The organism is Microthrixaceae bacterium (genome assembly GCA_023957975.1).
Lineage (GTDB): Bacteria > Actinomycetota > Acidimicrobiia > Acidimicrobiales > Microtrichaceae > JAMLGM01.
This window is the reverse complement of record JAMLGM010000004.1, coordinates 196,690-221,389: the sequence shown is the minus strand read 5'-3', so window position 1 is coordinate 221,389 and position 24,700 is coordinate 196,690. Positions and strand designations below refer to the sequence as shown.

General features: G+C 66.5%; 16 protein-coding genes. 9 read left to right on the top strand and 7 right to left on the bottom strand.

Translation table 11 applies throughout. The annotated features are described in order from the left end of the window. Positions 1 to 45: 45 nt before the first annotated feature. The gene (locus M9952_07830; protein ID MCO5312825.1) at positions 46 to 1,515 is read right to left on the bottom strand and encodes a glutamate synthase subunit beta; all 1,470 of its coding nucleotides are present in this window, start codon (positions 1,513 to 1,515) and stop codon (positions 46 to 48) included. Between the two features lie 91 nt (positions 1,516 to 1,606). Beyond that, positions 1,607 to 6,247 carry a glutamate synthase large subunit gene (gene gltB / locus M9952_07825; protein MCO5312824.1) on the bottom strand — a complete coding sequence of 1,547 codons (4,641 nt, stop codon included), beginning with the start codon at positions 6,245 to 6,247 and terminating at the stop codon, positions 1,607 to 1,609. Positions 6,248 to 6,566: 319 nt separating this feature from the next. Between gltB and M9952_07820 the strand changes: the two genes are divergently transcribed. The 3 genes from M9952_07820 to M9952_07810 all read left to right on the top strand — a co-directional run bounded on the left by M9952_07820 (position 6,567) and on the right by M9952_07810 (position 9,867). Then, a complete protein-coding gene (locus tag M9952_07820) occupies positions 6,567 to 7,823 on the top strand; it encodes a CapA family protein (protein ID MCO5312823.1) in 1,257 nt (418 codons plus the stop codon). Between the two features lie 56 nt (positions 7,824 to 7,879). Further along, a complete protein-coding gene (locus M9952_07815; GenBank protein ID MCO5312822.1) occupies positions 7,880 to 9,169 on the top strand; it encodes a M18 family aminopeptidase in 1,290 nt (429 codons plus the stop codon). Positions 9,170 to 9,243: 74 nt separating this feature from the next. After that, positions 9,244 to 9,867 (top strand): acyltransferase, encoded by a 624-nt coding sequence (locus tag M9952_07810; GenBank protein MCO5312821.1) that lies wholly within the window; start codon positions 9,244 to 9,246, stop codon positions 9,865 to 9,867. A 43-nt stretch (positions 9,868 to 9,910) separates the two neighbouring features. On the opposite strand, the gene M9952_07805 is transcribed toward M9952_07810, so the two are convergent. Next, on the bottom strand, positions 9,911 to 11,671 hold the full coding sequence (locus tag M9952_07805; protein MCO5312820.1) for a hypothetical protein: 1,761 nt from the start codon (positions 11,669 to 11,671) through the stop codon (positions 9,911 to 9,913). A gap of 223 nt (positions 11,672 to 11,894) precedes the next feature. Here M9952_07805 and M9952_07800 point away from each other — a divergent pair, with 223 nt between their 5' ends. From M9952_07800 to M9952_07785, 4 genes are read left to right on the top strand one after another with little or no spacing between them, the layout of a single operon-like run. Beyond that, entirely contained in the window at positions 11,895 to 12,797 is a 903-nt protein-coding gene (locus tag M9952_07800) for an FTR1 family protein (GenBank protein ID MCO5312819.1), read from the top strand. Further along, entirely contained in the window at positions 12,794 to 13,969 is a 1,176-nt protein-coding gene (locus M9952_07795) for a hypothetical protein (protein MCO5312818.1), read from the top strand. The genes M9952_07800 and M9952_07795 overlap by 4 nt, the downstream gene beginning before the upstream one ends. Next, positions 13,966 to 15,285 (top strand): iron uptake transporter deferrochelatase/peroxidase subunit, encoded by a 1,320-nt coding sequence (gene efeB, locus M9952_07790; protein ID MCO5312817.1) that lies wholly within the window; start codon positions 13,966 to 13,968, stop codon positions 15,283 to 15,285. Before M9952_07795 ends, efeB begins: the two co-directional genes overlap by 4 nt. A 28-nt stretch (positions 15,286 to 15,313) precedes the next feature. Then, positions 15,314 to 16,621, top strand: a complete 1,308-nt coding sequence (locus M9952_07785; protein MCO5312816.1) for a threonine/serine exporter family protein — start codon at positions 15,314 to 15,316, stop codon at positions 16,619 to 16,621. 66 nt (positions 16,622 to 16,687) lie between these two features. On the opposite strand, the gene M9952_07780 is transcribed toward M9952_07785, so the two are convergent. Then, positions 16,688 to 18,865, bottom strand: a complete 2,178-nt coding sequence (locus M9952_07780) for a glutamine synthetase III (GenBank protein ID MCO5312815.1) — start codon at positions 18,863 to 18,865, stop codon at positions 16,688 to 16,690. Between the two features lie 77 nt (positions 18,866 to 18,942). Between M9952_07780 and M9952_07775 the strand changes: the two genes are divergently transcribed. Then, on the top strand, positions 18,943 to 19,425 hold the full coding sequence (locus M9952_07775) for a glutathione peroxidase (GenBank protein ID MCO5312814.1): 483 nt from the start codon (positions 18,943 to 18,945) through the stop codon (positions 19,423 to 19,425). Between the two features lie 185 nt (positions 19,426 to 19,610). Further along, on the top strand, positions 19,611 to 20,600 hold the full coding sequence (locus M9952_07770; protein ID MCO5312813.1) for an undecaprenyl-diphosphate phosphatase: 990 nt from the start codon (positions 19,611 to 19,613) through the stop codon (positions 20,598 to 20,600). Positions 20,601 to 20,699: 99 nt separating this feature from the next. On the opposite strand, the gene ilvA is transcribed toward M9952_07770, so the two are convergent. The 3 genes from ilvA to M9952_07755 all read right to left on the bottom strand — a co-directional run bounded on the left by ilvA (position 20,700) and on the right by M9952_07755 (position 24,648). Further along, complete coding sequence (ilvA, locus tag M9952_07765; GenBank protein MCO5312812.1) at positions 20,700 to 22,256, bottom strand: threonine ammonia-lyase, biosynthetic; 1,557 nt, start codon at positions 22,254 to 22,256, stop codon at positions 20,700 to 20,702. Positions 22,257 to 22,346: 90 nt separating this feature from the next. Further along, complete coding sequence (locus tag M9952_07760; GenBank protein MCO5312811.1) at positions 22,347 to 23,690, bottom strand: class II fumarate hydratase; 1,344 nt, start codon at positions 23,688 to 23,690, stop codon at positions 22,347 to 22,349. A gap of 55 nt (positions 23,691 to 23,745) precedes the next feature. After that, on the bottom strand, positions 23,746 to 24,648 hold the full coding sequence (locus M9952_07755; GenBank protein MCO5312810.1) for a fumarylacetoacetate hydrolase family protein: 903 nt from the start codon (positions 24,646 to 24,648) through the stop codon (positions 23,746 to 23,748). Positions 24,649 to 24,700 lie beyond the last annotated feature (52 nt).

The following is a 24,700-nucleotide window of genomic DNA, read 5'->3' as shown; positions in this document are numbered from 1 at the left end:
CTGAACGAGCCCGCCTGAACGGGCCCGGCCCGATCGACCCCCTCGCTACACCAGCGGCCGATCGGTCGGCACGATCGGAGCGGGAAGGTCGGTGCTACCCATGAGATGAGCGTCGACCGCGGCTGCCGCAGCGCGCCCCTCGGCGATCGCCCACACGATCAGGCTCTGCCCACGACCGGCATCGCCGGCGACGAATACGCCGTCGACATTGGTGGCGAACTGATCGTCGCGTGCGATGTTGGTGCGCTCGTCGAGTTCGACACCGAGTTGGCTCAACAGCGGCCCGTTTTCCGGACCGGTGAATCCCATGGCCAGGAACACCAGGTCGGCCTCCAGAACCGTCTCGGACCCCTCGACTTTCTCGAAGGTCATGCGACCATCGACGAAGCGCTGTTCGACCTCGACGAACCGCAGGCCGACCAGGTTCCCCTCCTCGTCCTTCAGGAACTCCTCGGTGTTGACCGAATAGACTCGCTCGCCGCCCTCCTCGTGGGCAGAGGTGACCTTGTAGACCATCGGAAACGTCGGCCACGGGTTGGCATCGGGACGGGTGTCGCTGGGTCGCGGCATGATCTCGAACTGGTGCACCGATGCGGCGCCCTGTCGATGTGCCGTGCCGAGGCAATCCGCACCCGTGTCGCCACCACCGATGATGATGACGTGCTTGCCCTCGGCGTGGATGGGTGACTCCGATGGCTCGTAGTCGCCATACGCGCCACGGTTCGCCGGAGGGAGATACTCCATGGCCTGATAGACGCCGAGCGCGTCCCGACCGGGGATCGGGAGGTCGCGTGCCTGGGTGGCGCCCACCGCCAACACGACCGCGTCGTAGTTGCTGCGAAGGTGCTCGGCGGTCACGTCGATGCCGACGGTGTGATTCGTGAGAAACACGGTGCCCTCGGCACGCATCTGGGCGATACGACGATCGAGGTGACGCTTTTCCATCTTGAATTCGGGGATGCCGTAGCGCAGCAGACCACCCACGCGATCGGCCCGTTCATACACGACGACCTGATGTCCGGCACGGGTCAATTGTTGAGCCGCGGCAAGGCCGGCGGGGCCCGAACCGATGACGGCGACCGACTTGCCGGAGATCTTCTGGGGACGGATCGGCTTGACCCAGCCCTGTTCCCACGCGTGGTCGATGATGGTCACCTCGACCTGCTTGATCGTCACCGGGTCCTGGTTGATGCCCAGCACGCAGGCACCCTCGCACGGCGCCGGGCACAACCGCCCGGTGAACTCGGGAAAGTTGTTGGTGGCATGCAACCGTTCGATGGCATCGCGCCAATGACCCCGGTACACCAGGTCGTTCCAGTCGGGAATGATGTTGCCGAGCGGACAACCGTTGTTGCAGAACGGGATGCCGCAGTCCATGCAACGGCTCGCCTGCTCGCGCAGCACGTCCTCGTCGAAGTCCTCATACACCTCCTTCCAGTCGCGAAGGCGCACGGGAACGGGACGGCGCTGGGGCAGGGTGCGTGGGTGCTGGAGGAATCCGGACGGGTTTCCCATGATGTTTCTCCTCGATCGATCGGTGTGGGTGGCGCAGCGCCGACGGCGGCGCGGCAAGCGGTGGCTGGCAAACGGTGAAGGGCGACGGTCGCTACGCCCGGGCGGCGGCCATGACGGCGTCGTCGACGTCGGCCCCGGTCTGTTCGGCGACGGCGATCGCGTCGAGCACCCGGCGATAGTCGGTGGGCATGACCTTGCGGAAGCTGCCCAGCGCCGCAGGATCGTTGAGCACGAGCTGAGCGACATCCGAGCCGGTCTCGGCAAGATGACGGCCGATCGTGGCGGTGAGGAAGGCCTCGTCGTCGGCCGTGAGGTCTTCGATGGCGACCATCTCGGTGTTGAGGCGCGACCCGAAGGTCGTGTCGGGGTCATACACGAACGCAATTCCGCCGGACATGCCGGCGCCGAAGTTGCGGCCGGTCTCGCCCAGCACGATCACCCGACCGCCGGTCATGTACTCACATCCGTGGTCGCCGACGCCTTCGACGACCAGGGTTGCGCCCGAGTTCCGCACCGCGAAACGCTCGCCGACCCTGCCGCGGAGAAACACTTCACCACCGGTGGCGCCGTAACCGATCACGTTTCCGGCGATCACGTTGTCGGTGGCGACAAAGGTGCTCGACGCCGGCGGCCGAACCACGATCCGCCCGCCGGACAGGCCCTTTCCGACGTAGTCGTTGGCATCGCCCTCGAGGCGAAGGGTGACCCCTCGAGGAATGAAGGCGCCGAAGCTGTTGCCGGCCGAGCCGACGAGGTCGACCTCGATGGTGTCCTCGGGCAGCCCCTCGCCCCCGTAGCGCTTGGTCACCTCGTGGCCGAGCAGCGTGCCGACGGTTCGGTTCACGTTGCGGATCAGGTGGCGAAGCCGAACGGGTTCAGCATCGTCGAGCGCCGGCGCGGCCCCTTCGATCAGCCATTGATCGAGGGCACGGTCGAGGCCGTGGTCCTGGGTGGTGGTGTTGTGAAGCGCAGCGTCGGCACGAACCACCACCGGCGTGAGAATCGGCGTCAGATCGAGCCCGGAGGCCTTCCAGTGGTCGATCGCTGCGGAGGTGTCGAGACGTTCGACCCTGCCGATGGCCTCTTCGAGCGTGCGGTAGCCGAGCGCTGCGAGATATTCGCGCACCTCCTCGGCGATATAGCGCATGAAGTTCTCGACGAACTCCGGTTGGCCACTGAAGCGCTCACGAAGCACCGGGTTCTGTGTCGCGACCCCGACCGGGCAGGTGTCGAGGTGACAGACGCGCATCATGATGCAACCGCTGACCACGAGCGGGGCGGTGGCGAAGCCGAACTCCTCGGCGCCGAGCAACGCGGCGACGATGACGTCACGGCCCGTCTTGAGTTGCCCGTCGGTCTGCACCACGATCCGGTCGCGCAGCCCGTTCAACAGCAGGGTCTGCTGCGTTTCGGCCAATCCGAGTTCCCACGGCCCGCCGGCATGCTTGAGCGAGGTGAGCGGTGAGGCGCCCGTGCCGCCGTCGTGACCACTGATGAGCACGACGTCGGACTTGGCCTTCGCCACACCTGCGGCGACGGTGCCGACCCCCACCTCGGCGACCAGCTTTACGTGGATACGTGCGGCCGGATTCGAATTCTTGAGGTCGTGGATGAGCTGCGCGAGGTCTTCGATCGAGTAGATGTCGTGGTGAGGCGGCGGGCTGATGAGTCCGACACCCGGGGTCGAGTGACGGGTCTTGGCGACCCACGGATACACCTTGTGGGCCGGAAGCTGACCGCCTTCACCGGGCTTGGCCCCCTGAGCCATCTTGATCTGGATGTCATCGGCGTTGGTCAGATACTCCGAGGTCACCCCGAAGCGCCCGGACGCCACCTGCTTGATGGCGGAGCGCCGCACCGGATCGTGCAATCGTTCGGGGTCCTCGCCGCCTTCGCCGGTGTTCGACTTCGCGCCGAGCCGGTTCATGGCGACCGCCAGGGTCTCGTGCGCTTCCTGGCTGATCGACCCGTACGACATGGCACCGGTCGAAAAGCGTTTGACGATCTCGTCGACCGATTCGACCTCGCCGATGGGAATGGAACGGGACTCGTCGACATCGAGTTCGAACAGGCCGCGGAGGGTGGCGAGGTTCCGCGACTGGTCGTTGACCATGCCGGTGTATTCCTTGAACACCTTGTATTGGCCCGTCCGGGTCGAGTGCTGCAGCTTGTAGACCGTCTTGGGGTTGAACAGGTGATATTCACCCTCACGACGCCACTGATATTCGCCGCCGTAGTCGAGGTCGCGGTGGCTGCGTTCCTCGGGCACCTTCGGGTAGGCCGAGGCGTGGCGGGCGGCGACCTCCGCGGCGATGACGTCGAGGTCGATACCGCCGAGGCGACTCACCGTGCCCGTGAAGTACGTGTCGACGAGTTCCTGGCCGAGACCGATGGCTTCGAAGATCTGGGCCCCGGTGTAGGACGCGACGGTCGAGATGCCCATCTTGGACATGACCTTCAGCACCCCCTTGGACACCGCTTTGATGTAGTTGGCGACGGCCTTTTCGTAGGTGATCCCCTCCATCAGACCGTTCGCGATGCGGTGTTCGATGGAGTCGAAGGCGAGGTACGGGTTGACGGCCGCGGCGCCGTAGCCCAGCAACAGGGCGAAGTGGTGAACCTCGCGGGCCTCGCCGGTCTCGACCACGATGCCGACCTTGGTTCGGGTGCGATCGCGGATCAGGTGGTGGTGCACGGCCGAGGTGAACAACAGTGCGGGGATCGGGGCCAGTTCGTCGTTGGAGCGCCAGTCGGACAGCAACAGGATCGTGTAGCCCTGTTCGATCGCCTTGGAGGCCTCGGTGCAGAGCTGATCGAGCGCCCGACGCAGCCCTTCGCCACCTTCGGCGACCGGATACAGGCAGCTCAACCGCTTGGTTCGCTGACCGATGTGCAGCTCCGCGATGTGTTCGATCTTCAACAGCTCGTCGTTGTCGATGATCGGCCGGGGCAACGTGATCAGACGCGCCGACTCGGGCTGGGGATCGAGCAGGTTGCGTTCCGGACCCACGACGCGCCCGACGCTGGTGACGAGTTCCTCACGGATCGCGTCGAGGGGCGGGTTGGTGACCTGGGCGAAGAGCTGAGCGAAGTAGTCGAACAGCGAACGGCTGCGATTCGACAACACCGCGAGGGGCGTGTCGGTCCCCATCGAGCCGAGCGGTTCGACGCCGGTTCGTGCCATCGGGTCGAGGATGATCTTGAGCTCCTCATGGGTGTAGCCGAACTTGCGCTGGTCGCGACGGGTGTCGGACTCGAGTTCGGTCACGTGCGCGACCTCGGGCAGATCGGCGAGGTGGACGAGGTTGTCGTCGAGCCACTGCTGGTAGGGCTTGGCGGCAGCAAGGCGTGACTTGATCTCGTCGTCTCCGATGATGCGCCCTTCGTCGGTGTCGATCAGGAACATCTTTCCGGGCTGGAGGCGCCCCTTTTCGACCACCGACGCCGGGTCGATGTCGAGGGTGCCGACCTCGGAGGCCATCACGACGAGTCCGTCTTCGGTCACCCAGTAGCGGCTTGGGCGTAGGCCGTTGCGGTCGAGCACGGCGCCCACGACGGTGCCGTCGGTGAACACCACCGAGGCCGGGCCGTCCCACGGCTCCATCAGACAGGAATGGAACTGATAAAAGGCGCGGCGGGCCGGGTCCATCGACTCGTGGTTCTCCCACGCCTCGGGGATCATCATCAACACGGCGTGGGGCAACTCGTAGCCGCCGAGGTGCAGCAGTTCGAGGGCCTCGTCGAAGCGTGCGGTGTCGGACGCACCGGGGGTGCACACGGGCGAGATCTTGTCGATGTTGCTCGGACCGATGTCGAGCAGTTCGCTGGCCAGCATCGCCTCGCGGGCGCGCATCCAGTTCTGGTTGCCCTGCACCGTGTTGATCTCGCCGTTGTGGGCCACGAACCGGTAGGGGTGGGCCAGGGGCCACGAAGGGAAGGTGTTGGTGGAGAACCTCGAGTGGACCAGGGCGATGGCCGACAACACCCGCTCGTCGTGGAGATCGTCGAAGAACAATCCGAGCTGCGGGGTGGTCAACATCCCCTTGTAGACGAGGGTTCGACTCGACAGCGACGGAACCGAGATCGCCGCGGTGCCGTCATCGTTGAGAACCTGATGTTCCACCTGCTTGCGCGCGACGTACACCAGGCGGTCGAGGTCGATGCCGGACTCGCCGTTGGGGCCGGACACGAAGATCTGCCGAAAGGTCGGCATCGCCGAACGGGCGGCGTCGCCGAGGTCGGCGCGATCGGCGTCGGTGGGCAGCTCTCGCCATCCGAGCACCGTCAGACCTTCGGCGGCGAAGATGGCATCGGCCTCGGCCGCGGCCTTGTCCGCGGCGGCAGCGTTGCCGGGTAGAAACAGGTTGCCCACGGCATAGGCTCCGGCAGGCGGAAGCTCGAACTCGACGACCTCGCGGAGAAACTCGTCGGGCACCTGCAACAAGATGCCGGCGCCGTCGCCGGTGTTGGCCTCGGCCCCGGTGGCGCCGCGGTGTTCGAGGTTGCACAGCGAGGCGATGGCCTGTTCGACGAGTCGATGGGAGCGTGTGCCGTCGAGTTGGGCCACAAAGCTCACGCCGCAGGCGTCGTGTTCGAAACGCGGGTCGTACAGTCCGGTGGCCGCGGGGAGTCCTGTCGCTGCGGGCAGTCCCGTCGCGGCGACGTCGGCACGGTGCTCGGCCGAACGGCCGATCGTCACGGGTTGGCCGGATGGAAAGGAAACTGCGGACATACAACTGCTCCACTGGTGGACGGGTGAATACACGTCGCGCCAGGGACACCGTTGGCCCTGCGAGATGGGAGTACCTTACTCATGACGGCATCTCGCCCGACAAACATTTGCGACACATTTCGGAAATGAACACGTGACCTCCGACACTCCCGCTTCCCCGCACTCGTCCGATCCTGTACCCGTTGCGCCACCGCCGCCGCAGTGGTCGCCGCCTCCCCCGCCCGGACCTCCCCCGTTGCAACCGGCACCTGCGCCCGCGCCTTCGGCCGCGCCTCCGCACGAATCACCCGCCGACGACCTACCACCACTTCCGCCGGCCGTGCCTCCGAAACTCGACGCGGAACCGCCGTCGAAGCGGCGCCGCATCGCCGTGGCCGCGCTCGGCACCGCCGGGGTGTTGCTCATCGCTGCGGCACTCGTCGGACGTGCGGCCGGCGTGCGCGCGGATGAGGCCGCCATGGACGAACTCGCTGCCCGCGTCGACGCCTCCGCGGATCGCGAGGAGTTCTCACCAACGCCGGAGGAGTCGGCGGTCGCGACCGACGACGACCCGTCGGCCGACGGTCCCGGCGCATCGGTCCTCGGGGCGACCACGCTGCCGCCGGATCCGTCCTCGCCCCGCGCCCAGACCGGTTCAGGCGAAGCCGTCACCTTTCTGTTCGGCGGCGACGTTCACCTCGACGGGCCCTTGGCGACGACCCTGCGCGATCACCCCGAGCGCATCCTCGATGGGTTGCAGCCGGCGCTGTCGGTCGCTGATGTCTCGATCGTAAACCTCGAAACAGCGGTCACCGAACGCGGGACTGCGGCGCCGAAGGCCTTCAATTTCCGCGCACCGGCGTCGATCTATTCGGTGCTCAGCGATGGTGGCGTCGACGTCATCGCGTCGGCGAATAACCACACCCTCGATTACGGACGCGTCGGCTTCGACGACACCCTCGCCGCAGCCGCGCAGGCGGCCGCACCGGTCATCGGCATCGGCGCCGACGACACCGCTGCGTTCGCCCCGTGGACGCGCACCATCAACGGGCAACGGATTGCGGTGATCAACGCCACCGACGTCCTCGACGCGGCATTCACCTCGACCTGGGCCGCATCGCCGACCCAGGGCGGGGTCGCCTCAGCCAAGGACACCGAGCGTCTGCTCGGGGCGGTGCGCAATGCCCGGGCCGAAGTCGACACCCTCGTGGTGTACCTGCACTGGGGCGCCGAGGCGACGACGTGCCCGACCGGACGTCAGGTGAGCCTCGCCGATCAGTTGATCGAGGCGGGTGCCGACATCATCGTGGGCGGGCACCAGCATCGGGTGCTTTCCGGAGGTTTCCGCGGCGACGCGTACGTCGGATACGGACTGGGAAACCTGGTGTTCAAGACCTCGAGCGCCGCGGGCCGCGAGACCGGGCTCCTGCGGGTGACGATCACCGGTCGACGCGTCGACGGCGCCGAGTGGTTGCCTGGGCGCATCGGCCCCGACTTCACCCCGGATCTGTTGTTCGGCGCCGAGGCCGACGCCGCGATGGAATCCTGGAACGCCAAGCGCACCTGCACCAACCTCACCGCCCTGCCTGGGTCCTGAACGGCCGCAGCGCCGCACCCCTTCACACCAGACCGATCGAAAGCCCGGGGAATCACATGGATGCCGCCGACCGCCTCATGAGCTTCATCGACGCCAGCCCGTCGCCCTACCACGCGGCCTCGCTCGGCGCGGAGATGTTGACCGCAGCGGGCTTGGAGCCTGCGAGCGACTCCGCGCCGCTCGCTGAGCGTGGTCACCTCCGCCGCGGCGGCCTGTTGCTCGCATGGGCGCGTCCGGCGGTCTCCAATACGGCTTCGCCGGGTTCGGTGCGGGTGATCGGAGCCCACACCGACTCGCCGAACCTGCGCATCAAACCCGTCGCCGAACTCGGTGGATTCGGGATGCGTCGCCTCGCCGCCGAACCCTACGGCGGAGCGCTGCTGAATTCCTGGCTCGATCGGGATCTCGGAGTGTCCGGTCGCGTGGCGCTGCGCAGCAGTACCGACTCCGGTGTCGACGAGCAGGTGGTCGAGGTGCTCGTGCGTGTCGATGACCCCGTATTGCGGGTCCCGCAGCTTGCGATCCACCTCGACCGCGACGTCACGACCGCGGGACTCGTACTCAACAAACAACAGCACCTCAACCCGGTGTGGGGCCTCGGCGACCCCGAACCCGGCGAGTTCGTCGGCTGGCTCTCCGAGCAGGTCGACGCGGTTCCCGACGACATCGTGGGCTGGGACCTCATGTGTCACGACCTGACTCCGTCGCGGCGCCTCGGGGTCGATCGGGAACTTCTCGCCGCTGCCCGACTCGACAATCTGTGTTCCTCCTTCGGGGCCCTCGACGCGGTGATGCACGCCGCGCAGTTCGGCGCCTCGTCGATCGTTGTGGCGGCCCTGTTCGACCACGAGGAAATCGGTTCAGAATCCGCCACAGGAGCGGGCGGGCCCTTGTTGGGTGCGCTCGTGGAACGGCTGTGGGAAGAATCCGGGCTGAACGCCGCGGAGCGGATGCGGGCGCGTTCGGATTCGCGCATCCTGTCCGCCGACATGGCCCATGGCACCCATCCGAACTATCCCGAACGGCACGAACCGAACCATCCGATTGCTCTCGGGGGTGGTCCGGTAGTGAAGGTGAACGTCAACCAGCGCTACGCCACCGACGCCCTCAGCGGCGGTGAGTTCCGTGCCGTCTGTGAGTCGGCCGGGGTTCCCTGCCAGACCTATGCCCACCGGGCGGATCTCGCGTGTGGGTCGACCATCGGGCCGATTTCGGCGTCGCGACTCGGCTTTGCGACCGTCGATGTCGGCATGGCTCAGCTGTCCATGCATTCGAGCCGTGAACTCATGGCGGTGGACGACGTCGACCACATGGTCCGCTCGTTTCGGGCCTGGGCCGTGGCGTAATCCGGAAGGGGATCTGAGCGTGATCTGAGCGTGATCTGAGCGTGATCTGGGCGTGATCGCGTTACCGTGCAGGGGTGACCTCCGCTGATTCCACCACCGCCGCGCTGCACGCAGGCCAAACAGCGCATCGCGAGCTTCCTCGTGTCGACGCGACGTTGCTGTACAACCTCTGGCGATGGTCACGGTTTCGCGCCTACCGAACGTTATTGGGCCGTCGCTTCGAACACTCCGGGCGCGGCCTGCTCGGGCGACGGTCGCGGCTGCAGGTCAGACCCGGCGGTTCGCTGCGGATCGGCGACCGCTTCGTCACGGGCGACGACGTCCTCATCGGGGCGACGGGTCGTATCCAGCTCGGAACCAACGTGTTCATCAACAGCTTCAGCCGCATCGTCGCGCACGATTCGATCGTGATCGGCGACAACGTGGTGATCGCCTCCGACGTGTCGGTGCTCGATCACGATCACCTCACGCACACACTCGACGGTCACCTGGTGGTCGAGAACGCCAAGTTCGTGTCGAAACCCATTCGCATCGGGTCCAACGTGTGGCTCGGCGACAAGGTGACCGTGCTCAAAGGGGTCACGATCGGAGACAACGTCATCGTCGGGGCGAACGCCGTGGTCACCTCCGATGTCGAACCGGGAACCATCGTGGCCGGTGTTCCGGCCCGCCCGATCCGTTCCATCGATCTCGGCTGAAGTCGAGCGTCTACCGCATCGAGAGGGTTCGAAGCGACCGGCGTCAGGTGAAGGTGCCTGCGTCGGGCAGGTCGGAGGTATCGCCGAAGTCGGGCACGGCGTCCCAATCTCCGTGCAGGTGCCCGTCGGAGGACTCGCTCAGCAGATGGTCGTGCACGAACTGCGGCGGCGTCTCGAATTCGGCCTCCGCCGGTTCGGCCAGCAGCGCTTCACCTTCGCTGCCACGGTGTTGCCACCTCGGATCCAATGTCGAGGCGGTGAGCGCGAACTCGTGCGCCGCGCTGCGACCGCGCCACGGCGTCATCTCCCACAACACGGCGGGCCGTCGCCCATGCCAGCGCAGCGAGTACGACACGATCCCCCAACGGGTCGGTAGTTGGCGCACATCGATCTCGCGGCCGGCGAGGCTCGGTACGTAGCCGCTGAACACATCGAGCCCGTCCGCTCGTTCGACCGCCAACTCGCACGTGGCGCGGATGACGAACGCCGCCGACGCGGCCACGCTCGGCGGTTGCGACGCAGCGTCGAACCCGAAGGAGAACCCGGCCCCCAACGCATGCACCCACTCGTCGGCCCGCTGACCGACCAGGGGCGAACCCACGCCGAGTTCGCCGACCCGGCCGCGCAACCGCTCCGCCAATTCGCCCTCGCCGATATCGTCGGCCAGACCGATGAGCGACTCGAGGGCGAACGACACCTCGCTGCGTCGGGCGGCGACGGCGGCGCGGTTGCGGCGCTTGGACAGATAGTGCACGGCCAGCGCCGCGGCCTCGAGCAACCGCTCCCCCGCGTCCGGGGCGCAACCTCCGCTCCAGGTGGCCGACACGGCACGGATGAACTGCAACGACGCCGAGAACGGATCGGGTGCGTCGAAACTGCCGTTCGGGCGCAGGTCGTTGAGCAGCGCGGTCATCGCGTCGAACAGGTCGACGCGGCCGAGGCGCCCGAGGGCCTCGGCCACCAAGGCGACCTCGACGGCGTCGGTGTTGTCCCAGTCCGGACCGAGCAGCACGTCGGCCGCAGCACTGCGCACCAGCGCGTCGCGCCGGTCGACCCCGCTGTGCAGTTCTGGACTCGAGCCGAGGTGAGCGCTCCAGCCGCGCACCACCTGTTCCACCCTGGGAACGCTTGGTCGATCGAGGGTGGTCGGCACGGTGCCGGTTTCGGGCCGCTGCACGACCGCGGCGAGTGCGTGGGCGGCGTGCGGCAGGGGTATCACGACGGCCGCGGCGCCCGACACCACCGTGCCGTCCGAAATCCGTGTGCTCGCACCCGTGGTCGCCGCGGCGATGCCGGCCTCGACCAGTGCGGTGACCAGCGCATCGGGCGACGATGCGCTGAGCGAGGCCGCCGCGACCCGGGTCAGGCGAAGCGCGCCGACCCCGTCGACATCGATGCCGCCGTCGCGCACCGTGATCGGGCGGTCGGACTCGACGACGAACGCCACCGCAACCGGCACCGCCGAGGCGTTGTCGAGTTCGAACAACAGGGTCGGGCCGTCGAGTGCGTCGAATCTGACGGCGGTCGCCGTGCCGACGAAGTCACCGCCGGGAATACGCGCCGTCGTGCGCAGGCCCGGAGCGCCGTCGAGCGCCGCGTCCTGGGTCGTCGGCTCATGGGCCGGACGATGCCAACCATCCTCGGCCCCGATCCACCAGCTCCAACGGGTGGACGAATCGCCAGGCAGCGTCACCACTCCTCCCGGCGCCACCGTCGCGATCGGCCCGGCCGTCAGGTCTCCCAAGCGCAGCATCGAAACGCCGTGTGGGTTCGCAACGTTCGGGTCAAGCGCTCCAGAGACCATGGCGACGACGCTAGCGCCTCGCCGAATCGTCGTTTCCCGTCCCGATACGTCGAGCCTCGTCAAACACTCGGCAACTTGCGCCGCTCCACGGCTCGGTCGACATCGACGTGGCCATCGACGTGACCTTTTACCGGGCAAGAGTTCTCACCTCGCGCGGCGATGGGTGTAAAACGTCGGCAGGGCTGTTAGGTGGCCTCCGCACTCATCGTTAGGTGATCTTGACATGATGTCGAATTTTCTCATCGGACTGAGGGAAGGACTCGAGGCCTCATTGGTCATCGGAATCCTGTACGCCTACCTCGTCCGAACCGACCGCCGTCATCTGCTCCGCCCGATGTGGGCCGGGGTCGCCATCGCCGTCGTCGTGTCGCTCGGATTCGGCGCCGTCCTCACCTTCGGTCCGAAAGGGCTCAGCTTCACGGCCCAGGAGGCGATCGGCGGCTTCCTGTCGCTCGTCGCCGTCGGCTTCATCACGTGGATGATCTTCTGGATGGCGCGCACCGCCCGAACCCTGAAGACCGACCTCGAAGGTCGCCTGTCGCTCGCCGCAGAGGGCGGGCCCGCCGCCGTCACCATCATGGCGATGCTGGCGGTCGGACGCGAAGGCCTCGAAACGGCGCTGTTCGTCTGGGCCGGCGTCCAGGCGAGCGGCAACAACACCGAACCGCTGTTGGGGGCCCTCATCGGCATCGCCACGGCCATCGTGCTCGGCTTCCTCATCACCCGCGGCGCCGTACGCATCAACCTGTCGAAGTTCTTCACGTGGACGGCGTTCGCCCTCATCATCGTCGCCGCCGGGATCCTCAGTTACGGCATCCACGACCTGCAGGAGGCCGGGATTCTCCCCGGACTCAACAACCTCGCGTTCGACGTCAGCGACCAGATCCCGCCGACGTCGTGGTACGGCACGCTCCTCAAGGGCACCATCAACTTCTCCCCGGCGACCACCTGGCTCGAGGCCATCGCGTGGAGCGTCTATCTCGTGGTCGTGATTCCGCTGTTCGTGCGCACGATCCGCCAGAGCACCGGTCCGTCGCAGACCACCAGAACCAACCCCGCAACACCGACGACAGGCTCCTCGGCTCCGACTTCACCACAATCCTTTCAACCAGAGGTGACCACATGAACCACCGATACCGGGCCTTTGCCGCGGCCGTCGCCCTGTTGGGCGTCACCGCCTGCACCGACAACAACCCCGACACCGCGTCGGGCACCGATGGCACCGCTGGCGGTGCGCCGGTCGCCGTGTCGAGCACCGCGACCGAGTGCACGCTTTCGGCCACCGAGGCTCCCAGCGGCAACCTCGTGTTCGAGGTGACCAACGACGGCGACGACGTCACCGAGTTCTACCTGCTCGCGAGCGACGGTCTGCGGATCGTCGGCGAGGTCGAAAACATCGGTCCCGGCCTCACCCGCAAGCTCGTCGTGCTCGCCCAACCCGGCGACTACATCACCGCGTGCAAACCGGGCATGGTGGGCGAGGGCATTCGCGCCGACTTCACGGTCACCGACTCCGGCAACGAGGTCGGCCCCACCGGCGAACGTGCCGAGTTGCTGTCGGTGGCCACCACTCAATACGCCGCGTACGTCAAAGACCAGGCCGAGCAGTTGCTGGTAAAGACACGAGAGTTCGCCGACCTGTACCGCAACGGTGACGACGACGCCGCCCGAGCGCTGTATGCCAACGCACGTATGCACTGGGAGCGCATCGAGCCCGTCGCCGAGTCCTTCGGCGACCTCGACCCTCGGCTCGACCTTCGCGAGGCCGACCTCGAGGACGGCCAGGAATGGACGGGCTGGCACACGATCGAAAAGGACCTCTGGCCGCCGACCGACGGGTCCTACACCGCCCTCAGCACGCAACGCCGCAACGAACTCGCTGATCAACTCGTGGCCGACACCGAGGAGCTCGTCGAACGGGTCGGCGGCCTGAGCTTCACCGCCGATCAACTCGGAAACGGGGCCAAGGAACTGCTCGACGAGGTGGCAACCGGCAAGGTGACGGGCGAGGAGGAGGCCTGGTCGCACACCGACCTGTGGGACTTCCAGGCGAACGTCGACGGGGCCCGGATCGCCTTCGAGGACCTGCGCCCGGCGCTCGACACCACCGATGCCGAACTCGGCACCACGCTCGAGAAGCGTTTCACCGAGCTCCAGAGCCTGCTCGACCAGTACAAGACCACGGATGGTTGGAAGTACTACAACGAGTTGACCGAAGCCGAGGTCAAGGGGTTGAGCGATGCGGTCAACGCGCTCAGCGAGCCCCTCAGCGAGCTGACGGCCGCCGTGGTGCTGTGAGCGAGGACGTCACCCCGCGCGTCTCGCGCCGTTCGGTGCTCACCGGCGGCGCCGCGGCCGCCGTTGGCCTCGGCGTCGGTGCGGGCGCCGGGGTGGCGATCGCGAAGTCGGGATCCTCCGACGAGGGTGGATCGGGCAAGGGCGGATCGGGCGAGGGCGGCGCTTCACACGACATCGTCGAGTTTCGCGGCGCACACCAGGCCGGCATCATCACCCCCGCCCAGGACCGCCTGTACTTCGCGGCCTTCGACGTCATCACCGACGACCGGGCCGAGCTGGGGGCGATGCTGGCGAAGTGGACCGAGGCCGCCGAGCGTCTGACCCGCGGGGAGGAACACGGGCGCTACGGAGCGACCGGCGGACCGGAACTCGCTCCCCCCGAGGACACCGGTGAGGCGCTCGGCCTCCCGGCGTCGGCCCTCACCCTCACCTTCGGGTACGGCCGTTCGCTGTTCCTCACCCCCGACGGCACCGACCGTTTCGGACTGGCCTCGCGCCTGCCCGAGGCACTCATCGAGTTGCCGAACTTCCCCGCCGATCTGATCGACCGGGCGATCAGCGACGGCGACCTGTGTGTGCAGGCCTGTTCGAACGACCCCCAGGTCGCGTTCCATGCGGTTCGCAACCTCGCCAGAATCGGCTTTGGAACCGTCTCGCTTCGTTGGTCACAGCTCGGCTTCGGGCGGACCTCGTCCACGTCGACCGCCCAGGACACCCCGCGCAACCTCTTCGGATTCAAAGACGGAACGGCGAACCTCAAAGCCGAGGAGAGCGCAGAACTCGACCGCCACCTGTGGGTGCAACCCGACGACGTCGGAGCGGATCAGGCGTGGATGGCGGGCGGCACCTATCTGGTGGCACGGCGCATCAACATGCACATCGAGACCTGGGATCGTTCGTCGTTGCGCGAGCAGGAGACCATCATCGGGCGCACGAAACTGAGCGGTGCGCCGCTGTCGGGCGGCGAGGAGTTCACCGAACCCGACTTCGCGATCACCGGACGCGACGACGCTCCGCTCATCGACATGGCCTCGCACGTCGCGCTCGCTCACCCGCAGAACAACGACGGAGTTCGGATGTTGCGTCGCGGCTACAACTTCACCGACGGCTCCAACGACCTCGGACGCATGAATGCGGGGCTGTTCTTCATCGCATTCATGCGGGATCCGGTGACGCAGTACGTGCCGATGCAAACGACGCTGGCCCGCGACGACCTGTTGAGCGAATACCTCCAACACACCGGCTCCGGGCTGTATGCCGTTCCGCCGGGTCTGTCCGAAGGGGAATCACTCGGCGAGGCACTGCTGTCCGACTGAAGGCGCCGACCACGTTACGTTGGCGTGGATGGACACTCCCCATCCCCGCCAGGTGCTCGATCTGGCTTTGGCGATCGGTGAGATTCTGCTGGCCGAGGGGATGTCGGCCAGCGATCTCGTGGCGTCGCTCACGACCGTGACCAAGGCCTACGGAATCGAGCGGGCCTTCTTCGACGTCACCTACACCCAGCTGTCGGCCACCTGCGTGCCAGACCTCGGCGAGACCCCGATCACCGCGTTTCGCATGGTGCACCAGCGCTCGCTCGATTTCACGAGGGTCCGGGCGCTCGACCAGCTGCTTCAGGACATCGGCCAGGGGATGCCCTTTGGCGACGCCGTCGCCACCTTCGAGGCTCTGCGCGACGCACCCGCCCCGTACGCGTCGGGATGGACCACCATCGGCGACGCCACCCTCGGCGCCGGCGTCGTGTTGCTCTTCACGACCAACTGGCGAGACATCTTGTTGTCGTTCCTCATCTGTTTGGCCATCAGCCGGCTCGTGCGCCTCCTCGACGCCTATGAGGTGCCGGTGCTGTTCCAACAGGGCGCGGGAGCCGCTGTCGCCGGGCTGTTTGCCGCCACCGCAGCGGAACTTGGCCGGCGCGACGTCTGGCCATTCGTCGGCTCGACCCCTGCACTGCTCGTCGTCGGCGGAGTCGTCGTGCTCGTCGCCGGAATCACCGCCGTCGGTGCTGTGCTCGACGCGATCGACGAGTTCTACGTGACCGCTTCGGCCCGGATGCTCGAAACGCTCATGCGCACCGTCGGCATCGTCGGCGGACTGCTCCTGGGGCTGCGCATCGCAGAGGCGGCCGGCTTCGCGATGACGGTGCGCACCGATGCCATCCTCCTCGGACCATTTCCGGCCCAGGTGTTGGGGGCGGCCATGATCGCCTACGGGTTCGCCCTGTTCGCCTATGCGGACCGCACCACTCGCCTGCTGGCCGCGACCATGGGGGTAACGGCGTGGCTGTCCTATTCGCTCGCCGTGTTCGTCGGCGCCGGCGAGACCGTCTCGAACGCAATCGGCGCGTTGGCTGCGACCTTCATCTCCACGCTCATCGTCCGCCACACCACCGTGCCGAGTTTCGCGCTCATCACCGCAGCGTTGCTGCCGCTCGTGCCCGGACTGGCCCTGTACAGCGGCCTACTGATGACGGTCGGAACGACGGCCGACACTGCGAATGTGGCCGGAGGAAGCCAAGGGGTGCTGAGCGCGCTCATGGTCGCCCTCGGCATTGCGGCGGGGGCCTCCCTCGGCACCTTCCTCGGTAGGCCGATCGCCGATCGGGTCCGTACGAGACGACGCCTCAGCGACGCGAACCCGATCTCCTGAGGCGCGTCGCGCACTGCCGGTAGCTCCGCTGATGCCGGCGGGTGGCTACAGGATACCGGCGGGTGGCTACAGGATGAAGAGCATCTCCTGGTAGGTCGGCAACGGCCACAGGTCGTCGGCAACCTCGTTTTCCATCCCATCGACCACCGCCCGCAGACGCTCCATCGCCGGCAATAACCGGTCGCGGCAATGGTCCGCTGCCTGTTGGGTGTCTCCGTGCGGGGCCTCGGCCAACGACGCCGCCAGGGCCGCCGTCGCAGCGCGGAGTTGATGAATGCCGGCCACGACGATGTTGATCACCTCGCGGTCTCCGTCGAGGCCCAAGGCCGCCAGGTCGACCAGGCCTCGGGCGAGTTGGGCCTGGTAACGCGCCGCTGCAGGGTAGATCAGCGTGTTGCACATCTCGAGCAGTTGTCGCGCCTCCACCTCGACGCCCAGCACGTACTGCTCGAGGTACACCTCCTGGCGGCTGGCCAACTCTCGCTCGTTGAGCACCTCGTAGCCGCTGAACAGCGCAATCGCCTCGCTGGTGCCGAACTGCGGGAGCGCATCGGCGCTGGTGCGAAGGTTCAACAGGCCTCGCCGCTCGGCCTCGACCTGCCAATCGTCGGAATAGCCGTCGCCGTTGAAGAGCACGGCGTCGTGGTCGACCATGATCTGTTGCAACACCGACTGAATCGCCGAGTTGAGATCGTCGCCTTTCGACAGCCGCGACTCCAACTCGTTCGCGACGTAGTCGAGCGATTCGGCCACGATCGTGTTGATGGCGACCATCGGACCCGAGATCGACTGCGAGGACCCCGGAGCACGGAACTCGAAGCGATTGCCGGTGAAGGCGAAGGGGCTCGTGCGGTTCCGGTCGCCCGGATCGGCGGGCAACGGCGGCAGGGTGTCGACGCCGACCACAAGTGCCTGACGGCCCTTCGACTCGGTCGCTCCCCCGCCCTTGATCTGTTCGAACACGTCGACGAGTTGGTCGCCGAGGAAGATCGAAATGATCGCCGGCGGCGCCTCGTTCGCGCCGAGGCGATGGTCGTTGCGGGCCGAGGCCACCACGGCGCGCAACACGCCCCCATGGCGGTGCACCCCGCGGATCACCGCCGCGCAGAACACGAGGAACTGTGCGTTCTCGTGGGGCGTGTCGCCGGGGTTCAACAGGTTGCCTTGGGCCTTGTTCCCGAAGCTGAAGTTCACGTGCTTGCCCGACCCGTTCACCCCGGCGAAGGGCTTTTCGTGCAACAGACATTCCAGGTCGTACTTTTCGGCCACCCGGCGCAGCGTCGACATCAGAAGCTGCTGATGGTCGTGGGCCAGGTTGGCGATCTCGAACACCGGGGCGATCTCGAATTGTCCGGGAGCGACCTCGTTGTGGCGGGTCTTTGCGGGAATGCCGAGCTTGAACAGCTCGCGGTCGACATCCATCATGAACGCCAAAACGCGGTCGGGGATCGATCCGAAGTAGTGGTCGTCGAACTCCTGGCCCTTGGGCGGCGGGCACCCCAGCAACGTGCGCCCGGTCGACATCAGGTCGGGGCGTTGCAGGTAGAGGTTGCGGTCGATCAGGAAGTACTCCTGTTCGGCACCCGCATAGCTCTGGATCGGGTCGATGTCGGTGTGACCGAACAGTTCGAGTACCCGCCGCGCCGCGCCGTCGAGGGCCTGGCGGGAGCGCAGCAACGGCAACTTCTTGTCGAGTGCCTCACCGGTCCACGACACGAACACCGTGGGAATGCACAGCGTGTTGCCGTTCGGGTTTTCGAGGATGTAGGCGGGGCTGGTCACGTCCCAGCCGGTGTAGCCCCGGGCCTCGAAGGTGCCGCGCAGGCCGCCGTTCGGAAAGCTCGACGCATCGGGCTCGCCCTGCACGAGGGTCTTGCCGGTGAACTCGGAGATCACGCCACCGTCGCCGTCGGGCTCGAGGAAGCTGTCGTGTTTCTCGGCGGTCAGACCCGTGAGCGGGTAAAAGACGTGCGCATAGTGCGTGGCACCCTTTTCCATCGCCCAGTCCTTCATCGCCGAGGCGACCACATCCGCGATGGTGTGGTCGAGGGGCTTGGACTCCTCGATCGTCGCCACGACCGACTGGTAGATGTTCTTCGGAAGGCGAGAACGCATGACCGCCTTGGAGAACACGTTCGCACCGAACAGCTCACCGGGGGTGTCGCTGTCATTGAAGAACGGCGCCGGAGGGGTCCAATGCGCAATAGCGTTGATCGCGCGCCGACGGTCCGTACTGCCACCCATAGAACACTCCTGTCGTCAGGGACGGCCACAGCCTATGGGCGTTTTGTTAACGCAATGTTTCCGAGGGGAGCCCCATCATGGCCAACGTCTTTGATTTCACCGCCACCGACATCGACGGAGCCGCCACACCGCTGTCGATCTGGAACGGAGACGTGCTGCTGATCACCAACGTCGCGTCCAAATGCGGGTTCACACCGCAGTACGAGGGACTCGAGGCGTTGCACCGCGACTTCGCCGACCGCGGGTTCGAGGTGCTCGGCTTTCCGTGCGATCAGTTCGCCCACCAGGAACCAGGCGACGAGGAGGAGATCAAGAACTTCTGCTCGCTCACCTACGACGTGACCTTTCCGATGTTTTCGAAGATCGACGTGAACGGCCCCGACACCCATCCGTTGTTCGAGTGGCTCAAGGATCAACGTTCCGGATTGCTCGGCGGACGCATCAAGTGGAACTTCACGAAGTTCCTCATCGGCCGAGACGGACAGGTCATCAAGCGGTATGCGCCGACGACTAAGCCCGAACAGATCCGTTCCGACATCGACGCCGCCCTCACCCGCTAGCCGACCCGCCCCACGCCCGGCCCGCCGGCCCGCCGCGCTGCCCCGACCCGCCGGCCCACCCGACGCCGTTCTGTAGGTAATCGCGGTTGCCATGACCACCGGAATTACCTACAGAACGCCCACTGCGGGTGAGATTGGGACGCCAAAGCAACCGGAGTTTCGAGGTGACTCGATAGGGTGCCTGGGTGCTCACTCAACGAATCGCTTCCCCTGCGAGCCGACGACGGTGGCTGCTCGGTGCAGCCCTCGCGGCCCTTGCCGCCTTCGTGCTCACTCGACCGGCGGGCGCTGCGGCGGGTGCCGCCTCATCGGCGGTTGCGGTCGGATCCGAGGCCGCACAGCTGAAGCTGTGGCAGGCCATCGTCCTCGGCGTCGTCGAGGGCGTCACCGAATACCTACCCGTGAGTTCGACCGGGCACCTGCTGATCACCACCAAACTCCTCGGCCTCAACGACACCCAGGCGATGCGCGACGCAGCGGACAGCTATGCAATCGTCATCCAGGTCGGCGCCATTTTGGCGGTTCTGGGCATCTACCGGGACCGGTTCGCACTCATGATCTCCGGGGTGTTGGGTCGCAGCCGCGAGGGGCTGTTGCTGGTGCGGTCGCTCATCATCGCCACCGTTCCGGCCGTCGTGATCGCCTTGATTTTCGACGACTGGATCAAGGCCAAACTGCTCGGAGCGTGGCCGGTCACGATCGCCTGGCTCGTGGGTGGTGTCGTCATCCTCGTCTTCGTGCATTACCAGGACCGGCTCAACGAACACATCACCTCGGTCGCTTCGATTCCGCCGCTGAGCGCGCTCATCATCGGTTTCGCCCAGGCGATCGCCATGTGGCCGGGCACCAGCCGCTCGTTCGTGACACTGCTCGGGGCGATGCTGCTCGGCTGCTCCATCGGAGTGGCGGTGGAGTTCGCCTTCCTCCTCGGATTTGTGACGTTGACGGGTGCGAGCATGTACGAACTCGCCAAACACGGCTCGGAGATTTTCGACCAGTTCGGAGTAGTGAGCCCACTCGTCGGAGTCGTGGCCGCGGGGGTGGCCGCGTTCGCGTCGGTGCGCTGGATGATCGGCTATCTGCAGAAGCACCCGCTGACGATCTTCGGGTGGTACCGACTCGCGATCGGCGCCCTCAGCTTGGTGCTGCTGCTCACCGGAGTCATCGACAACTGACCCGCGCCCAGCTCGTTCTCCCACGCCAGCTCGTTCTCCGATAACCAGTGGTCGTGATCACGACCACTGGTTATCGGAGAACAGGCGGGGTGGGTGGCGCTACCGCAGGAAAAGCCGGTAGGCGGGGTGGTCGGACTCCTCCACCCACGGATACGCCATCGCGTAGAGGAACTTGGCGAACGCCTCGTCGTCCTCGGGGGGAACCTGGATGCCGATGAGCACCCGGCCGTAGTCGGCCCCCTGGTTTCGGTAGTGGAACAGGCTGATGTTCCACTCTGCGCTCATCGCATCCAGAAAGCGTCCCAACGCGCCAGGGCGTTCGGGGAACAGGATGCGAAACAAGCGCTCGTTGCCGGCAAGCGCGCTCGGACCCCCCACCATGTGGCGAAGGTGTTCGGTGGCGAGCTCGTCATGGGTGAGATCGACCGTGTCAAACCCGCTGCGACCGAATTCCTCGGCCATCTCCGCCGAATCCGCCGAACCCGTCGTGGCGATGCCCACGAAGACCACCGCCCGGTCGCGATCAGAGATGCGGTAGTTGAACTCGGTGACCGCCCGGTCGCCGAGCAGTTCGGCCAGATGACGAAAACTCCCCCGACGCTCGGGAATCGTGACGGCGAACAGCGATTCCCGCTCCTCGGATCGTTCGGCGACGAAACGCAGGCGATCGAAGTTCATGTTGGCGCCGCTGGTGACCGCGACGAACGACTTCTTCACGGGCGCGTCGCCGAGGTGCTGATCGGCGACAGGCTGGTCGGCGGCGTAGCGCTTCACCCCCGCAACGGCCAACGCTCCGGCCGGTTCGACGATGCTGCGGGTGTCGTTGAAGATGTCCTTGATGGCCGCACAGACCGCATCGGTGTCGACGGTGATGAACTCGTCGACGACCTCGCGGGCCAGTCGATAGGTCTCGGTTCCGACGGCTCGAACCGCCGTGCCGTCGCTAAAGAGGCCGACGTCGGGGAGTTCGACCAGCTCGCCGGAATCGACCGATCGGGCCATCGCATCGGAGTCCTCGGATTGGACGCCGACGATGCGCACCTCGGGCAACACCGCCTTCACATACGCCCCGATGCCGGCGACGAGTCCGCCTCCACCGACGGGAACGAAGATCGCATCGGGAACGCCGTGAACCTGGCGGAGAATCTCCATGCCGATCGTTCCCTGGCCGGCGATGACGTCGGGATCGTCGAACGGATGCACATAGGTCAGGCCCTCGGCGACGCGCAGTTCCTCGGCGCGTTCGGCGGCATCGGAATAGTTGTCGCCGTGCAACACGACCTCCGCACCGAGCGCCGCGACGGCGTCGAGTTTCACCTGCGGGGTCGTGCGTGGCATCACCACGACCGCTCGGCAGCCGAGGTGACGGGCGCTCAACGCCACCCCCTGGGCGTGGTTGCCAGCCGACGCGCAGATCACGCCGCTGGCGAGCTGTTCGGGGGTGAGCCGGACCATCTTGTTGTAAGCACCGCGCACCTTGAAGCTGTGCACGCTTTGGGTGTCCTCGCGTTTGAGCCACACGTCCGCACCGATGCGCTCGGACAGCGATGGAGCGAACTCCAGCGGCGATTCGACCGCGAGGTCATAGACCCGAGCCGTGAGAATCCGCTGCAGGTAATCCGAGGTCGGTGCCGGTTCCGGGGTCGGCGTGGTCATGCAGGAAAGTATGACCCGCCTGAGCTCGTTCTCCGCTAACCAGTGGTCGTGATCACGACCACTGGTTAGCGGAGAACAGGCTGGGGTGGGTCAGGCGAGCGGTTCGTTGCCCGCGGCGATGCGGCGCAGGTCGATGACCGAGTCATACAGGTCGGCGTCGACCCCGGCCTCGATCGCCACCTCGCGCAACGGGCGCCCGCTGTCGGCCGCAGCCGCGACGATCTTCGTCGCCAGGTCATAGCCGATGTGTTCGTTCAGCGCGGTGGCCACCGCCAGGGTTCCGTGGGCGCCGCGTTCGGTACCGGCGGGATTGACCGCCAGCCCAGCGATGCACTTGTCGGCGAAGGCCGTCGTCGAGTTAGTGAGCAGGTCGATCGACTCGAGCAGGTTCCGGGCGATGAGCGGCACCCGCACGTTGAGTTCGAACTGCCCTTGCATGCCCCCGATCGTGATGGCGGTGTCGTTGCCGATGACCTGGGCCGCGACCTGCAACACCACCTCGGCCATCACCGGGTTGACCTTGCCGGGCATGATCGAGGAACCCTTCTGCAGCGAGGGCAGCACCAGTTCGCCGATGCCCGCTCGAGGCCCCGAACCCATCAGTGCGATGTCCTGGGCGATCTTCGTCAGCGACACCGCCAGGCCCCGAAGCGCACCGGACAGCTCGACCAGTGCATCGCGATTCGCCTGGGCCTCGAAGTGATCGAGCGGCGCGCCGACGTGGCGCAACCCGGTGAGGTCCACCAGCACGCCGCGCACCATCGAGGCAAACTCCGCCGGAGTGTTGAGCCCGTTGCCGACCGCCGTTCCGCCGAGCGGGATCTGCCCGACCCGATCGAGTGTTGCCGAGATTCGCTCGATGCCGAGGCGGACCTGGGCGCCATACCCGCCGAACTCCTGCCCGAGGGTGATCGGCACCGCGTCCATCAGGTGGGTCCGCCCGGCCTTGACGACGTCGTGGAACTCGACGGACTTCGCCTCGAGCGCCGATGCGAGGTGGTCGAGCGCCGGCAACAGGCGTCGCTGCACGGCATCGAGGGCGGCGAGGTGAACGGCCGAGGGGAACGTGTCATTGGAGGATTGGCCCATGTTCACGTGGTCGTTCGGGTGAGCGACGCCACCGGTGAGCGCCGAGATGACCTCGTTGACGTTCATGTTGGTGGAGGTTCCCGAACCGGTCTGGAACACGTCGACGGGGAACTGGTCGTCGTAGCGTCCGGCGACGACTTCATCGGCCGCGGCGGTGATCGCGGCGGCGACGCCGACGTCGAGCTTGCCGAGCCGGGCATTCACCGTGGCGGCGGCCCCCTTGATGCGGGCGAGCCAGTGCACGACCGACATCGGAACGGGCTGCCCGGAGATCGCAAAGTTGTGCACGGCCTTGGTGGTCTCGGCCCCGTACAGGATCTGTGCCGACGTGGTTGATTCGCTCATCTCCGCGCTCCTGATCTGTTGTTCCGGCTACTCGGTTGTTCCGGCTAACCCACCGTCATCCCATTGACGCCGTCGGTGCTGCGACGCAACGGTTGCGCAGGCGACCAATGCCTTCAATCCACGATTCGAGCACGTCTCCGGGCTGAAGCGAGCGCGGCGGAATCTGGGCCTTGCCGACACCCGATGGTGTGCCGGTGAAGATCACATCGCCGGTGAGCAGATCGGTCACCGACGACAACAACGAAACCAGTCGGGCGACGGTGTAGATCATCGCCTCGGTGTTGCCCGACTGCATCGTCTCCCCGTTGACCGAACACCCCAGCTTCAACGAGGTCGGATCGAGCTCGGCACTGGCGAACTCGTCGGGGGTCACCACCCACGGCCCGATCGGGCCACAGCCCCGACGCGACTTGCCGAGACAGAACTGGCCACTCGCCGCCTGCTGCAACACCCGGTCGGTGATGTCCTGGCCCACCGTGTACCCGGCGACGTGATCGAGCGCGTCCGCCTCCGACACGTTGCGCGCCGGTTTGGAAATGACCGCGACGAGTTCAACCTCCCAATCCATGAACTCCCCAGCTAGTGGAACGTCGTCGAACGGTCCCGCCAGACAGGACGGAAACTTGGTGAAAAACGGCGGCATCTCACCCAGCGGCGACGTGAACTCGGCAATGTGTTCCGCGTAATTCAGCCCGATGGCAAACACCTGACGGGGCACCCCGACCGCGCAACCGAGGGTGCGTGGATCGACCGGCTCGGGCGTCGCGTCCGGCGGCAACACGTCACCGACCTCGACCTTGCGCAACAACGCGCTCACCTGATCGAGCACCCCGAAAATCTCCGGGAACCCCGCCGTGATCGCGCCGCCTGTCGCCGCCGCGACACTGATGCAGTCGTGGTCCCCGTTCGGCGTGTTGCTGATCAGGTGGGGAACCCCGTCGATATTGGCGATACGCATGCGACCTCCTCGCGTCTGCGCAATCATCGCACCGATCGCGTGGGCGAGCTCC